Here is a 13032-nt window from a genome sequence, read left to right as displayed (position 1 = left end):
CGGCTTGCGGCTCGTCAGCTGGCCTTACCCTGCTGCTTGGCCCGCATGATGTTGATGATCTCGATGTCGGTGTCCAGCATCCCCTGCTTGGAGAGGCGCCCCAGGTTGGCGATGGTCTGATCCACGTCGTCGGAGACGATCCCCTCGCTCTGGGGCACCCGCAGGTTGTTGATGGCCATCAGCGAGGATTTCACCGCCGCCGAGGTGGAGGTGGAGACCTTCATGGAGCAGGCGCTGCCGGCGCCGTCGCAGATGATGCCGGAGACGTCACCAATCATGTTGTTGATGCAGTGGCTGATCTGCTCGAACTGGCCGCCGAGCAGCCAGGTGATGGCGGCCCCCGATCCCATGGCGGCGGTGCTGGCGGCGCACAGGGCGGAGAGCTTGTTCTGGTACATCTTGATGTAGATGGCCACCAGGTGGCTCATCACCAGGGCGCGGGCCAGCTGCTCGTCATCGGCCTTGAGGAAACGGGCGGCCGCCACCACCGGCATGGTGGCGGCTATGCCCTGGTTGCCGGAGCCCGAGTTCGACATGGCGGGCAGCATGGCACCGTCCATCCGCGCATCGGAGGCCGCAGACGACAGGCGCATGGCCAGCGTCATCAGATCGTCGGACAGCAGCTTGCGCTCCACCTGTTCGGTCAGGATCTTGCCGATGCGCAGGCCATAGCCCTGCAGCCCCTCGTCCGCCAGCGCCTGGTTCATGCTGGCCGCCTCGCGGATGAAGTCGATCTCGGCCAGGGGCGCCTGCAGGGCGAAGTCGACGATCTCCCGCAGGGTCATGGCGGGCTTGTCGGACCTGGCGGGCTGGATCTGCACGCCCGGGGCGCTGTCCTGCGCCAGCAGCACCTCGCCATCCTTCTCCATCAGCACGATGCGGGTGTGGTCGGTGCAGATCACCACCCGGGCGCTGTGGCCCTCCACCTCTGCCAGCACCTCGGCGTAGAGCACGTCCGGCACGTCCTTCACATCCACTTGGATGATGGGCAGCAGCGCCTTGGCGGCCTCCACCTGGGCCGGCATCAGGGCCTTGAGTACCTCCAGCCCGGCGTCCGGGTTGCCCCCCGTGAGGCCGACGGCCGCCGCCACCGGCAGGCCTATCATGCCGGTGCCCGGCACCCCCACCCCCATGCCGTTCTTGAACAGGTTGCCGCTGACCCAGACGCTCACCCGGGTCGGCACCTGCCCCAGCAGCCTGCGGCAGTTGGCCGCCGCCAGGGCCACCGACATGGGTTCGGTGCAGCCCAGGGCCGGCACCACTTCACGCTTGAGCAGGGTAATAAAGTCGGTCCATTGTGCTTTCATCTGTGGTTTCTCTGGTTCACTGTACCGCGGTCATCCCATGACGGTGTCGGGTCACGCCTCGGGGTGGCCCGCCGGGCCACCCTGTTCATGCAACTTAATTTGATTCTAACGGGGCGGATATCAAATAAAATTGAGCCCGCTCCCCTTTTGCCGCCATTATGCCTTCCCGCAGGGGCAAGGTCACCGGATTGCTGCGCTGCCGCCGGCACGCGCGCACCGCCATCCCGGCGAATCTCTTTGCCATCAATGCCTTGGCCCCGGTAAAAAACAGGCGATAAAAAAGGAGGCCGAAGCCTCCTCTTGTCTCATCCCATCGACCCTTAGAGCGCCTTCAGGATGGCCTCGACGCTGGCCTTGGCATCGCCAAACAGCATCTGGGTGTTCTCCTTGAAGAACAGCGGGTTCTGGACCCCGGCGTAGCCGGTGTTCATGGAGCGCTTGAAGCCGATGACGTTCTGCGCCTTCCACACTTCCAGCACCGGCATGCCGGCGATGGGACTGCCCGGATCTTCCATGGCGGCCGGGTTGACGGTGTCGTTCGCCCCGATCACCAGCACCACGTCGGTATCGCCGAAGTCCTCGTTGATCTCGTCCATTTCCAGCACGATGTCATAGGGGACCTTGGCTTCCGCCAGCAGCACGTTCATGTGACCAGGCAGACGACCGGCCACCGGGTGGATACCGAAGCGCACCTTGACGCCGCGCTCACGCAGTTTGTGGGTGATCTCGGCCACCGGATACTGCGCCTGCGCCACCGCCATGCCGTAGCCCGGGGTGATGATGACGGAGTGGGCGTTCTTCAGCATGTCGGCCACGTCTTCCGCGTTGGTCTCGCGGTATTCGCCCAGCTCCTGCTCGGCGGTGGAGGCCACGCCGTCGGAGCCGAAGCCACCGGCGATCACGGAGATGAAGGAGCGGTTCATCGCCTTGCACATGATGTAGGACAGGATGGCACCGGAGGAACCCACCAGGGCACCGGTGACGATCAGCAGGTCATTGGAGAGCATGAAGCCCGCCGCCGCCGCCGCCCAACCGGAGTAGGAGTTCAGCATGGAGACCACCACCGGCATGTCGGCGCCGCCGATGGAGGCCACCAGGTGCCAGCCGAAGGCGAAGGCGATCAGAGTCATCACCAGCAGGGCAAAGGTGGAGCCACCGGCGTTGACGAAGTGGATCATCAGCGCGAAGGAGACCACCACGGCCAGCAGGTTCAGCTTGTGACGATGGGGCAGCATCAGCGGCTTGGAAGAGATGAGACCACGCAGCTTGCCGAACGCCACTACGGAACCGGTGAAGGTCACGGCACCGATAAAGACGCCTAAAAATACCTCGACCAGGTGGATGTTCAGCATGGCGCCGGAGAGGTGCTCGACCTGGGCTATGCTTGCCGCCTGCTCGAACGCCGCCCGGGCGGCTGCCAGGGTCGCATCCAGGTTGGAACCGACGGAGACCACCACTTCAGCGGGGGCGGAGGGGTGCAGATCGATGAAGCTGTTGAAGCCCACCAGCACCGCTGCCATGCCCACAAAGCTGTGCAGCACGGCCACCAGCTCGGGCATCTCGGTCATCTCGACCTTGAGGGCCAGACGCACGCCGATGGCGCCACCGATGGCCATGGCCAGGATGATCCAGTGGACGCCACTGGTTTCCGGGTTGAAGACGGTGGCGAGCAGGGCGATGGCCATCCCCGCGATACCGAACAGGTTGCCATGCTTGGCCGTCTCTTGCTTCGACAGTCCCGCGAGACTGAGGATGAAGAGCACGGCGGCAACGATATAGGATGCTGTTACCAGTCCTTGAGACACGTTAAACCCCCTTAATCCTTACGGAACATCTTCAGCATGCGCTGAGTGACGGTGAAGCCACCGAAGATGTTGATACTGGCAATCAGCACGGCGACAAAGGCCAGCACGGTGACCAGGGTCGACCCTTGTCCAATCTGCAACAGCGCACCGACCACTATGATGCCGGAGATGGCATTGGTGACCGACATCAGCGGCGTGTGCAGGGCGTGAGAGACGTTCCACACCACGTAGTAACCGACCACGCAGGCCAGGATGAAGACGGTGAAGTGGGAGAGGAAGGCGGCAGGCGCCACGGCGGCCACCCAACCGAAGGCGGCGATGCCGAGGGCACCGAACACGAACTTCTTGTTGGAGGGCTTGGCCTCTTCCTTCTTGGCGGCCGGTTTGGCGGCAGCCGGTTTCTGCGGGGCGGCAGAGACGGAGATGGCGGGGGGCGGGAAGGTCACTTCACCGGCCTGGACCACCGTCATGTTGCGCTGCACCACGTCTTCGAAGTCGATGGCGACGTTGCCGTCCTTCTCCTTGCACATCAGCTTCATCAGGTTCACCAGGTTGGTGCCGTAGAGCTGGGAGGATTGGGCAGGCAGACGGCCCGGCAGATCGGTGTAACCGATCACCTTGACGCCGTTGTCGGTGACATGCAGTTCACCCGGAACCGTGTATTCGCAGTTGCCGCCGGCCTGGGCCGCCATGTCCACGATGACGGAGCCCGGCTTCATGCTGTCCACCATCTCCTTGGTGATCAGCTTGGGTGCCGGCTTGCCCGGGATCAGGGCGGTAGTGATGATGATGTCCACTTCCTTGGCCTGCTGGGCGAACAGCTCCATCTCGGCCTTGATGAACTCTTCGCTCATCACCTTGGCGTAACCGTCGCTGGATGCGCCATCTTCGCCGCCGAAGTCCAGCTTGAGGAATTCCCCACCCATGGACTCGATCTGCTCGGCCACTTCCAGACGGGTATCGAAGGCACGCACGATGGCACCGAGGGAACCGGCGGTCCCGATGGCGGCCAGACCGGCCACACCGGCACCGATGACCAGCACCTTGGCGGGCGGCACCTTGCCGGCGGCGGTGATCTGGCCGGTGAAGAAGCGACCGAACTGGTGTGCGGCTTCCACCACGGCGCGATACCCACCGATGTTGGCCATGGAAGAGAGGGCGTCCAGGGACTGGGCACGGGAGATCCGCGGCACCATGTCCATCGCCATCACATTGATGTTGCGCGCGGAAAGCTTCTTGACCAGCTCGGGGTTCTGGGCGGGCCAGATGAAGCTCACCAGGGTGGCACCATCCTTAATTTGTGCGATTTCGGCCTCGGTCGGCGCGTTGACCTTGAAGACAAGGTCGGCTTGCCAGACGTTCGGTACCACGCTGGCACCGGCAGCCTCGAAGGCGGCATCATCGAAGCTGGCTCGCAGGCCGGCACCGGCCTCGATGGCAACCTCGAAGCCGAGCTTTTTCAGCTGCTCGACAGTGGCCGGGGTCGCTGCGACCCGGGTCTCACCGGCGAGACTCTCTCTCGGTATTCCAATCTGCATGACTATTCCCTGATGGTTAATAAACAATCATTACCCAGTCTCTCATGTCTGAGGGGACAAGGCATGATCAAAGTGCAGGTCACGGGCCCTTTGTTATGAAAATCAGCAGGCTTCACCTCGACCTCCTGTCACGGTCAGGCCCCCGCTTTTCAGGCGCGAGGGTGATTAGTATCAAATTTTGGAGTTTTATTACAACCACGGCCCCGGACGGTCGGGTACAGAATTCAACCCATCCCGGCGCACGATTAAAAAAAACAAACCAAATTAGGGGCTTATACCAGCAAAAAGCGCCAAAAAAAGTGATCCAACCAGTCAAAAAAAATGTTTTGGCCGCTCTCTACCTTAGCGTTTTTTGTTCTTATGAAATCTGCCGTTGGCTCATCTGATGAGATGAAAAAGGAAAAAGTAACCATTTTGCAACGATCAGGGGGCCGCAGCCCCGCCATCCGGCGGAGTCGGGCCCCCTCGTGCAACCCGGCCTGCGGCCCGGTTCAGGCGTGCTCTGCTTACCAGGCGGCCTCATAAATATGCCGGCTCTGGGCCAGGTCGATGTCGCCGTGCTCCCCCAGGCTGGTCATGCCGTGCTCTTCGAGCTTGGCCAGCAGGGCGTCGACCTGGGCGTCGGCCACGTAATCCCGCAGCCGGGTCTTGACCCCCATCCGCTCGAAGAAGTCGCGGGTGGCGGCGATGGCACCGTCGATGCGCTCGGCCTCGCTGCCGCTGCGCAAATCCCAGACCCGTTCGGCGTATTGCAGCAGCTTGGCGCGCTTCTGCTCGCGCTTGGCATTGAGCAGGGCAGGCAGCACCACCGCCAGGGTCTGGGCGTGGTCCAGACCGTGCAGGGCGGTGATCTCGTGGCCCAGCATGTGGGTGGCCCAGTCCTGGGGCACGCCGGCCCCGATCAGGCCGTTCAGCGCCAGGGTGGCGCTCCACATGATGTTGGCGCGCACGTCGTAGTTTTCCGGCTCCACCAGCGCCTTGGGGCCCTCCTCCATCAGGGTCAGCAGCAGCCCTTCGGCGAAGCGGTCCTGCACCTTGGCGTCCACCGGGTAGGTGAGGTACTGCTCCAGGGTGTGGATGAAGGCATCCACCACACCGTTCGCCACCTGACGGGCGGGCAGGGTATAGGTGAGCACGGGGTCGAGCACGGCGAAGCGCGGCATCACGAAGGGCGAGAAGAAGTGCTGCTTGTCCCCTGTGCTCTTGCGGGTGATGACGGCGCCCATGTTCATCTCGGAGCCGGTGGCCGGCAGGGTCAGCACGCTGCCGAGGGGAATGGCGGAGGCCACCTCGCCACCCACGGTCTCGAGGATGTGCCAGGGATCCCTGGCCGGATCGTAGTGGGCGGCGGCCGCGATGAACTTGGTGCCATCGAGCACGGAACCACCGCCAACGGCGAGCAGGAAGTCGATCCGCTCGGCGCGCGCCAGCTCGACGGCGCCCATCAGGGTCTCGTAGGTGGGGTTGGGCTCGATGCCGCCAAATTCAAACAGGGTCAGGCCATCCAGCTCGCTGCGGATCTGGTCCAGCAGGCCGCTGCGCACCACGCTGCCACCGCCGTAGGTGACGAGGATGCGGGCGTCGCTGGGGATCTGGCCGCGCAGCTGGGCCACCTGGCCCTTGCCGAACAGCACCTTGGTGGGGGTGTGCAGGATGAAGTTGTTCATGGGATCTCCCGGAGTGGTCGTAGTCGGTAAGGTATGGGTTGCATTTTTCTCTTATAACCACCTACCATCAAGGGAGCTTTCTGCCGATTTTTTGCCTATTTCTACTGAGCCTGGATAAATGAGTACAAATCAGCCCGTTGCGGCGACCCACCAGTCCGCCCTCGCCTCCCGACTCGCCGCCCTGGCGCCGCACCCGGGGATCACCGCCGCCCCCGTGCCCGGCGTGCACCTCATCTACACCACGGAGCACCACGACCGCATCCCGGTGCTCTACCGCCCGCGCATGATCATCATCCTGCAGGGGCACAAGGTGGGCTACCTCTCGGACTTCACCTTCCGCTACGACCCCGAGCACTACCTGATGATGACCCTGCCGCTGCCCTGCGAGTGCGAGTGCTTCGCCTCCCCCGAATCCCCCCTGGTGGGGCTCTCGGTGGAGATCGACGTGGCGGCGCTGCAGGCCCTGCTGCTGGAGATGGGGGACGCGGCTCCCGCCCCGGCGGAGCCGGGTCGCGGCGTGGTCTCCGTGCCCCTCTCCGAGACCATGCTCTGCGCCGTGGAGCGCCTCATCGACGTGATGGACAAGCCGCTCCACGCCCGGGTGCTGGGGCCCCAGATAGTGCGCGAGATCCTGTTCCACGCCCTGCACGAGGCGGGGGCCCCCGCCCTGCTCGCCATGGCCAGCCGTCACAGTCAGGTGAGCCAGATCGCTCGGGTGCTGCGTATCATGGAGCAGCGCTTTACCGAGAACCTGACGGTGGAGGAGCTGGCCCGGGAGGCAAACATGAGCGTTTCGGCCTTCCACCACCACTTCAAGGCGGCCACCGCCACCTCGCCCCTGCAGTACATCAAGACCCTGCGCCTGCACCGGGCGCGGCTGATGATGCTGCACGACGGCCTCAAGGCCGGGGTGGCGGCGGACAAGGTAGGCTACGAGAGCGGCTCCCAGTTCAGCCGCGAATACAAACGCTTCTTTGGCAACACCCCGAGCGAACACGCGGCACGCTTTCGCTCGGGACAACTGCGTATCGTGGAGGGATGACATGCGCACGCTGATCCTGCTCGTTCTGACCCTGCTGGCCACCGCCTGCACCGGCATTCCACCGGGACATCAGGTGGTCAAGCCCTTCCAGCTCGACCGTTACCTGGGCACCTGGTACGAGGTGGCCCGCCTCGATCACGGTTTCGAGCGCGGCCTGAACCGGGTCACCGCCAGCTACAGCCTGAGGGACGACGGCGGCGTCAGGGTGCTGAACCGGGGCCAGGACGAGGACGGCCAGTGGCGCGAGGCCGAGGGGCGCGCCTACTTCGTGGGCGAGCGCGACGAGGGACGCCTAAAGGTGAGCTTCTTCGGCCCCTTCTACGGCAGCTACAACGTGCTGGCGACCGACTACGAGCTCTCCCTGGTGAGCAGCTACAACCTCCAGTACCTCTGGATCCTCTCGCGAACCCCCAACCCGCCCGAGGAGAAGGTGCAGGCCCTGATCGCGCAAGCCAGGGCGCTCGGCTTTGCCACCGACCAGCTGATCCGGGTCAGTCAGACCCCCTGAGCCGGCAACACAAAAGGGCAGCCCGCGGGCTGCCCTTTTTCTTGGCTGAATGGCGGGAGGATCAGAGCCGGAAGCGCCCGATCTCCTGCTCCAGCCGCTCGGTCAGTGACTTGAGCTCGGCGGCCTGAGCCGCTTCCTCCCCGGCCTGCTCCGCCAGCGCCTGGGAGACGTGGCGGATGTTCTCGGTGTTACGGCTGATCTCGCCGGTCACCGAGGTCTGCTCCTCGGCCGCCGCCGCTATCTGGGTCGCCATGTCGCTGATGGAGCCGATGGCCTCGTTGATCCGCGCCAGGCTCTGGTTGGCGGATTCCGCATCCTCCACGCTGGTGCCCGCGAGCCGGCGGCTGGTCTCCATGCCGCCCACGGCGCGGCGGGTGGTCTGCTGCAGGGCCTCGATCATCTGCTGGATCTCGGCGGTGGAGTCGTGGGTGCGGCGCGACAGCACCCGCACCTCGTCCGCCACCACGGCGAAGCCCCGCCCCTGTTCCCCGGCCCGGGCCGCCTCGATGGCGGCGTTGAGCGCCAGCAAATTGGTCTGCTCGGCGATGCCGCTGATGGTGGCCAGGATGCCGCTGATCTGCTGGGCGTGGCCATCCAGCTCGTGAATGGTCTGGCTCGCGTCGGACACCTCGTCCGCCAGCCCCGTGATGCTGCGCTGGCTCTGGCCGACCTGGGACTGGCCGGCGACGGCCAGGCTGACCGCCTCCCCGGCGGTGGTGGCGGCAAACTCGGCGTTGCCGGCGATCTCCTGGGTGGCGGAGGCCATCTCGGTCACCGCGGTCGCCACCATGACGATCTCGTCCTGCTGCTGGCGCACCCGCTGGCTGCGCGCCTCGGCCCCCGCCGCCTGGGTCCTGGACTGGGCCGCCAGCTCTATGGTGACGTCCCGCAACCGGCTGACGATGCCGTGCAGCCGGGTCACGAACAGGTTGAAGTTCTGGGCCAGCTGCCCCACCTCGTCCTTGCTGCTGGTGGCGATCTGCACCGTGAGATCCCCCTCCCCGTGGGCGATGGCGGCAAGCGCCTTCGACACCCGGCCGAGATCGGCGAACAGGTAGTTGAACATGGCGATGAGCAGGGTGCCGAACACCAGCAGCAGCACCAGGGTCAGCCCCACCAGTTGCCACAGCAGGGTGGCGAGCGGGGCTTCCAGCACGTCCTTGTACATCACCATGGCGAGCAGCCAGTCGGTGCCGGGCACCCCCTGCACCGAGAGCAGCACCTCGCGCCCGTTCAGGTTGGCGCCGTGCAGCTCGCCGTCCCGGCTCCACGCATCCAGCGCCGCCCCCGTGAGGCCGGGATCCAGCTCCGCCACCTGCTTGAGCGCCAGCTCCTTGTTCGGGTGGCCGACGATGAGGCCGGCACGATCGAGCAGCATGGCGTAGCCCTCCCCTTGTACCTTCATGGCCAGCACCTCGTCGATCAGGGCATCGAGGGAGAGATCCGCCCCGGCGACCCCGATCACCCGGCCCTGGTGGCTCACCGGCTCGGCCAGGGTCACCACCATCTGCTGCATGGTCACGCTGACATAGGGAGCGGTGACGATGAGTCGACCCGCCTTGCTGGCGTTCTGATACCAGGGACGCACCCTGGGGTCGTAGTTGGCGGTGTTGAGGGAGGGATCGTGGCGGGTCATCTCTCCCTGCTCCGAGCCGAAGTAGGTCAGACCAAAGCCGCCCGAGGTGCGGGTCTGCAGCAGGTGCGGCACCAGGGTCGTCTCGGGATTGTCGGCAATCACGGCGGCCAGGGCATCGACCGCGTGCTTGCGATCCGCCAGCCAGTTGCCGATGGCCACCGAGTGGGCGTGGCCGTAGTTGACCGCCTCGCTCTGGATGGCGCCCAGGGTGCGGGATTTGAGGGTATGGAAGGCGACGATACCGAGCAGGGCTGCCATCAGCAGCACTACCCCCAGGCTGGCCGCGAGCAACTTGCCGCGCAACGAGAGAGTCATGACAACGAATCCTTGTGGTAGCCGGGGGTCGGAAATACCCCCATCTTGGTAGATCTATCGGCAGTATGAGGAGCAGACTTTAGTGAATCCTGTTGATTTATCATGACTCGGCAACAGGTTGTGCCGTGGGTCACGAAAAACTACCAAGTCTTCAGCCGATATCCGTCTCGACAGATGGCTATGCAGGGACGCAATCCGTGCTAGGGTGGACTCCTTCAAACCCTGATAGATAAACCTGCCATGCCCCGAAATATCGAGATCAAAGCCAGCATAGAGCGGATAGATGATCTACTCCCCAAGGCACTCGCCATCGCCGATCAGGGCCCCGTCGAGATCGAGCAGGATGACTCCTTCTTTCGCTGTGACGCCGGTCGTCTGAAGCTGCGAACCTTTTCCCCCTCGGCCGGCGAGCTCATCTTCTACCGCCGCGCCGATCAACAAGGCCCCAAGGAGAGCTTCTATCAGCTGACCCCGACACATGAACCAGATCGCCTGCGGGAGACCCTCAGCCTGGCCTGGGGCCAGATCGGCAGGGTGCAGAAGAAGCGCACCCTGTTGCTGGTCGGCAGAACCCGGATCCACCTCGATCAGGTGCAGGGGCTTGGCCACTTCCTCGAACTGGAGGTGGTGCTGGAGGATGACGAGCCGCTTGAGGCGGGGATGCAGGAAGCCAACGACATCATGGCGCAGCTTGAGGTAGAGCCCTCCCAACTGATAGAAGGTGCCTACCTGGATCTGCTTCTCCGGCAGCAGGCCTGAATGCAACAAGGCCGCCCGAAGGCGGCCTCGTGCTATCGGAGGCGGGGTTATCCGACCCGCGCCAGCGCCGTGTTGATCCTCAGGTTGGTCGCCTCCAGCCCCGGCTGCTGGCCGTAGAAGTCGAACGCCAGCTCGACCCCGGGGCGAAACAGCAGGCAGTGGGTGGAGCCGCCGAAATGGAACATGCCGAGCTGCTCCCCCTTCGCGATCCGCTGCCCCGGCTGCACCGTCACCTCGCAGCTCGACACCTCCGCCATGCCCACCGGCACCACGCACATCAGGCCGATCTTGGGGTTGTCCGCCTCGATGAAGATGAGTGCCCGGGTCGCCACCGCGGTGAGGAAGGGCTGGGACTGGTTGGGGGCGCTCGGGTCGGGCCCCTCCGGATTGTCGAAACCCTGATGGCGGTTGGCCAGGTAGTAGCTGCCGTTGACCACCTTGACCGAGCGCACTGTGCCGCTCACCGGGCTGTGCCAGCGGTGATAGCTGAGGGCGCTGAGGAAGGCCTGATAGAGGGTGCCCCCCTCGAACACGGCGGCACGCGGGTCGAAGTCCAGCAGGTTGTCCAGGGAATAGGGCTGCCCCTTGAGCCAGAAGGCATCCTGCCGCCGTACCCCTCTGACCACCTGCAGCGGGGCCGATTCGCAGGCGTTGGCGATCACGCTGTCATCATCCGGGGCCGTCACCGGCCGCACGCCGGGGCAGAAACGGCGGGTGAAGAAGTCGTCCCAGCTGGCAAAGCCCTCGTACTGCTCTCCCGGCACGGTGTGGAAGATCTCCTCGAAGCGGTCTGGGGTGGGGTTGTCACCGGCCCCGAGTGCCCCCTGAGCCACCCGGACCATCTCCTCCTTCGCCGCCTCGCCGAGCCAGGGGACGATCAGGGTCTGGCGATCCAGGGGGCTCACCGACTCGGTCAGCACATAGCGGGACGCGGGGCTTTGCAGGAAGTCGGCCCAGTAGCCGAGGATCTTGCGCAGTTGCTGGTTCACCAGCGCATTGGCGAAGAAGTCGTAGCCGGCAGCCGTCGCCATGGGCCAGTTGAGCAGGGCATTGATGGGAAATCCGATCAGCCCGGCAGGCTCCTGGGTTTTCACATCCTGATAGGCCTCCGGGGCCGTGGTCATGATGCCGTTGAGCAGCAACAGGAACTCGTCGAAGCTGCGCACCTCGATCTGGCCGAGCGGCGTGCTCTGCTCGTGCTGCCACGCCTCGTCAAACATCGCCTGGGCCTGCAGATGCAGGACAGGATCCTGCTCCACCAGCGCCTTCAGCCCGGCGATTGGTGCCACCAGCGGGCGCGGCTGGCGGGTGACCGCCTGACGCAGCCGCTGCACCCAGCGCGCCACATGGGCCTGATCCCGGGGGACCCAGCCACCGGCATGGGCATGGGGGTGACGCGTATCCACTGCCTTGTTCATCGCTCTCTCCTTGTTGAAGCGCCTTGGGCCCGCCGGATGCGATGCGCCTGAGGGCGCCATCTGGCAGGAAGCAAGGTGTAGCACAGGGGAAAAGCGGCCTCCATTGGCAGAAATGGCAGCGGCGAAGAGGGGGAAAAGAGGCTAACGGAGGCGGCGGCAAACGTCGGAAATGCGAAAGGCCAGCTCAATGAGCTGGCCTTTCTGAAAAATGGCAGGGGCGGCAGGACTCGAACCCGCAACCATCGGTTTTGGAGACCGCTGTTCTACCAATTGGAACTACGCCCCTGCAACAAACGAGGCGTAGTATACAAAGCGGGGTTCAAAGGTAAAGGCTTTTTTTCTCACTTTCGATGCGATCGAACAAATGACGAGCAAATCCCCGTCATTCTTGCAAGGAGCAGGGGTAAGCTGCTGTATTTGCAGCCCCAACGGGGTAGGAATGGGACACAAATGGGGGTAGGGTGAAATCAGGTACAGGGAGGCCGCCCATGCTCAATTACCGACTGCTGCAACAACTTGCACCGCTCAACTTCCGGGATGAGCGCAAAACCGAGTCCCTGGCTGACTACCTCGAGCGGGTCTATCCCCTGGTGCCCTTCATTCCCCCGAACGTGCTTGCCCAGTGGATTTACCGCCACTGGCGCGGTTTTGAATCCAACTGGAGCTTTATCGACCTCGCCAGCCACCGCTTCGAGCGGGAACGCTGGCCCACGGCGCAGATTGTCGCCAACATCGACTCCCGCCATATGGAGGTGATCGACCGCTGGGGCGAGATGCTGCGCCACAATCGCTACGTGCGCCGCTCCTGGCTCGGGGAGAAGATGCTGAGTCTCGGCACCTGGTCCGAACCCATCATAGTGCTGGAACCCGAGCCCGATGCCTGCTACCCCGACGGCCAGCCCCTGCCCCGCCCATACTGCCTGCTGGAGGGACACCACAGACTCGGCTACCTGCGCAGCATGGCCGAAGACGGCGCGCCGCTGCGAAATGAACATGAGCTGTGGATTTGCCGGCCCGTTCGCGATACTTAAACGTTT

Annotated in this window: 10 protein-coding genes and 1 tRNA gene; 4 read left to right on the top strand and 7 right to left on the bottom strand. The window is 64.4% G+C overall.

Annotation, left to right across the window (positions count from 1 at the left end; all coding sequences use genetic code 11):
* Positions 1–14 precede the first annotated feature (14 nt).
* The 4 genes from BN1132_RS15985 to yqhD form a co-directional block, all read right to left on the bottom strand.
* Entirely contained in the window at positions 15–1307 is a 1293-nt protein-coding gene (locus BN1132_RS15985; protein WP_042078783.1) for an L-cysteine desulfidase family protein, read from the bottom strand.
* Between the two features lie 320 nt (positions 1308–1627).
* Positions 1628–3112 carry a Re/Si-specific NAD(P)(+) transhydrogenase subunit beta gene (gene pntB / locus BN1132_RS15980; RefSeq protein WP_042078782.1) on the bottom strand — a complete coding sequence of 495 codons (1485 nt, stop codon included), beginning with the start codon at positions 3110–3112 and terminating at the stop codon, positions 1628–1630.
* Positions 3113–3123: 11 nt separating this feature from the next.
* On the bottom strand, positions 3124–4650 hold the full coding sequence (gene pntA / locus BN1132_RS15975) for a Re/Si-specific NAD(P)(+) transhydrogenase subunit alpha (protein ID WP_042078780.1): 1527 nt from the start codon (positions 4648–4650) through the stop codon (positions 3124–3126).
* 506 nt (positions 4651–5156) lie between these two features.
* Positions 5157–6317, bottom strand: coding sequence for an alcohol dehydrogenase (gene yqhD, locus BN1132_RS15970; RefSeq protein WP_042078779.1), 1161 nt, complete (start codon positions 6315–6317; stop codon positions 5157–5159).
* A 118-nt stretch (positions 6318–6435) separates the two neighbouring features.
* Between yqhD and BN1132_RS15965 the strand changes: the two genes are divergently transcribed.
* Together BN1132_RS15965 and BN1132_RS15960 are read left to right on the top strand one after the other, a co-directional pair.
* Positions 6436–7359 (top strand): AraC family transcriptional regulator, encoded by a 924-nt coding sequence (locus BN1132_RS15965; RefSeq protein ID WP_042078778.1) that lies wholly within the window; start codon positions 6436–6438, stop codon positions 7357–7359.
* 1 nt (position 7360) lies between these two features.
* Complete coding sequence (locus tag BN1132_RS15960) at positions 7361–7867, top strand: lipocalin family protein (RefSeq protein ID WP_042078777.1); 507 nt, start codon at positions 7361–7363, stop codon at positions 7865–7867.
* 61 nt (positions 7868–7928) lie between these two features.
* Here the strand turns inward: BN1132_RS15960 and BN1132_RS15955 are convergent, their stop codons facing one another.
* Entirely contained in the window at positions 7929–9818 is a 1890-nt protein-coding gene (locus BN1132_RS15955) for a methyl-accepting chemotaxis protein (RefSeq protein ID WP_042078775.1), read from the bottom strand.
* 240 nt (positions 9819–10058) lie between these two features.
* Here BN1132_RS15955 and BN1132_RS15950 point away from each other — a divergent pair, with 240 nt between their 5' ends.
* Positions 10059–10577: a class IV adenylate cyclase gene (locus BN1132_RS15950; protein ID WP_042078773.1), complete on the top strand. Its 519-nt coding sequence runs from the start codon at positions 10059–10061 to the stop codon at positions 10575–10577.
* Between the two features lie 47 nt (positions 10578–10624).
* Here BN1132_RS15950 and BN1132_RS15945 read toward each other — a convergent pair whose 3' ends face one another.
* Both BN1132_RS15945 and BN1132_RS15940 read right to left on the bottom strand, forming a co-directional pair.
* Positions 10625–11995, bottom strand: a complete 1371-nt coding sequence (locus BN1132_RS15945; protein WP_042078772.1) for a phosphatidylserine decarboxylase family protein — start codon at positions 11993–11995, stop codon at positions 10625–10627.
* A gap of 209 nt (positions 11996–12204) precedes the next feature.
* Positions 12205–12281, bottom strand: a tRNA-Trp gene (locus tag BN1132_RS15940).
* A 202-nt stretch (positions 12282–12483) separates the two neighbouring features.
* On the opposite strand from BN1132_RS15940, the gene BN1132_RS15935 reads away from it, so the two are divergent.
* Positions 12484–13026 carry a hypothetical protein gene (locus tag BN1132_RS15935; RefSeq protein WP_042078771.1) on the top strand — a complete coding sequence of 181 codons (543 nt, stop codon included), beginning with the start codon at positions 12484–12486 and terminating at the stop codon, positions 13024–13026.
* Positions 13027–13032: the final 6 nt, after the last annotated feature.

It is taken from the genome of Aeromonas sanarellii (assembly GCF_000820085.1).
Classification (GTDB): domain Bacteria; phylum Pseudomonadota; class Gammaproteobacteria; order Enterobacterales; family Aeromonadaceae; genus Aeromonas; species Aeromonas sanarellii.
The sequence above is the reverse complement of the archived record's forward strand: the minus strand, read 5'-3'. Positions and strand labels throughout refer to the sequence as shown.

Excerpts from the sequence above, each read along its gene's own strand:
- BN1132_RS15985 (WP_042078783.1), bottom strand. The coding sequence starts at position 1,307 with ATGAAAGCACAATGGACCGACTTTATTACCCTGCTCAAGCGTGAAGTG.
- pntA (WP_042078780.1), bottom strand. The coding sequence starts at position 4,650 with ATGCAGATTGGAATACCGAGAGAGAGTCTCGCCGGTGAGACCCGGGTC.
- yqhD (WP_042078779.1), bottom strand. The coding sequence starts at position 6,317 with ATGAACAACTTCATCCTGCACACCCCCACCAAGGTGCTGTTCGGCAAG.
- BN1132_RS15965 (WP_042078778.1), top strand. The coding sequence starts at position 6,436 with ATGAGTACAAATCAGCCCGTTGCGGCGACCCACCAGTCCGCCCTCGCC.
- BN1132_RS15960 (WP_042078777.1), top strand. The coding sequence starts at position 7,361 with ATGCGCACGCTGATCCTGCTCGTTCTGACCCTGCTGGCCACCGCCTGC.
- BN1132_RS15955 (WP_042078775.1), bottom strand. The coding sequence starts at position 9,818 with ATGACTCTCTCGTTGCGCGGCAAGTTGCTCGCGGCCAGCCTGGGGGTA.
- BN1132_RS15950 (WP_042078773.1), top strand. The coding sequence starts at position 10,059 with ATGCCCCGAAATATCGAGATCAAAGCCAGCATAGAGCGGATAGATGAT.
- BN1132_RS15945 (WP_042078772.1), bottom strand. The coding sequence starts at position 11,995 with ATGAACAAGGCAGTGGATACGCGTCACCCCCATGCCCATGCCGGTGGC.
- BN1132_RS15935 (WP_042078771.1), top strand. The coding sequence starts at position 12,484 with ATGCTCAATTACCGACTGCTGCAACAACTTGCACCGCTCAACTTCCGG.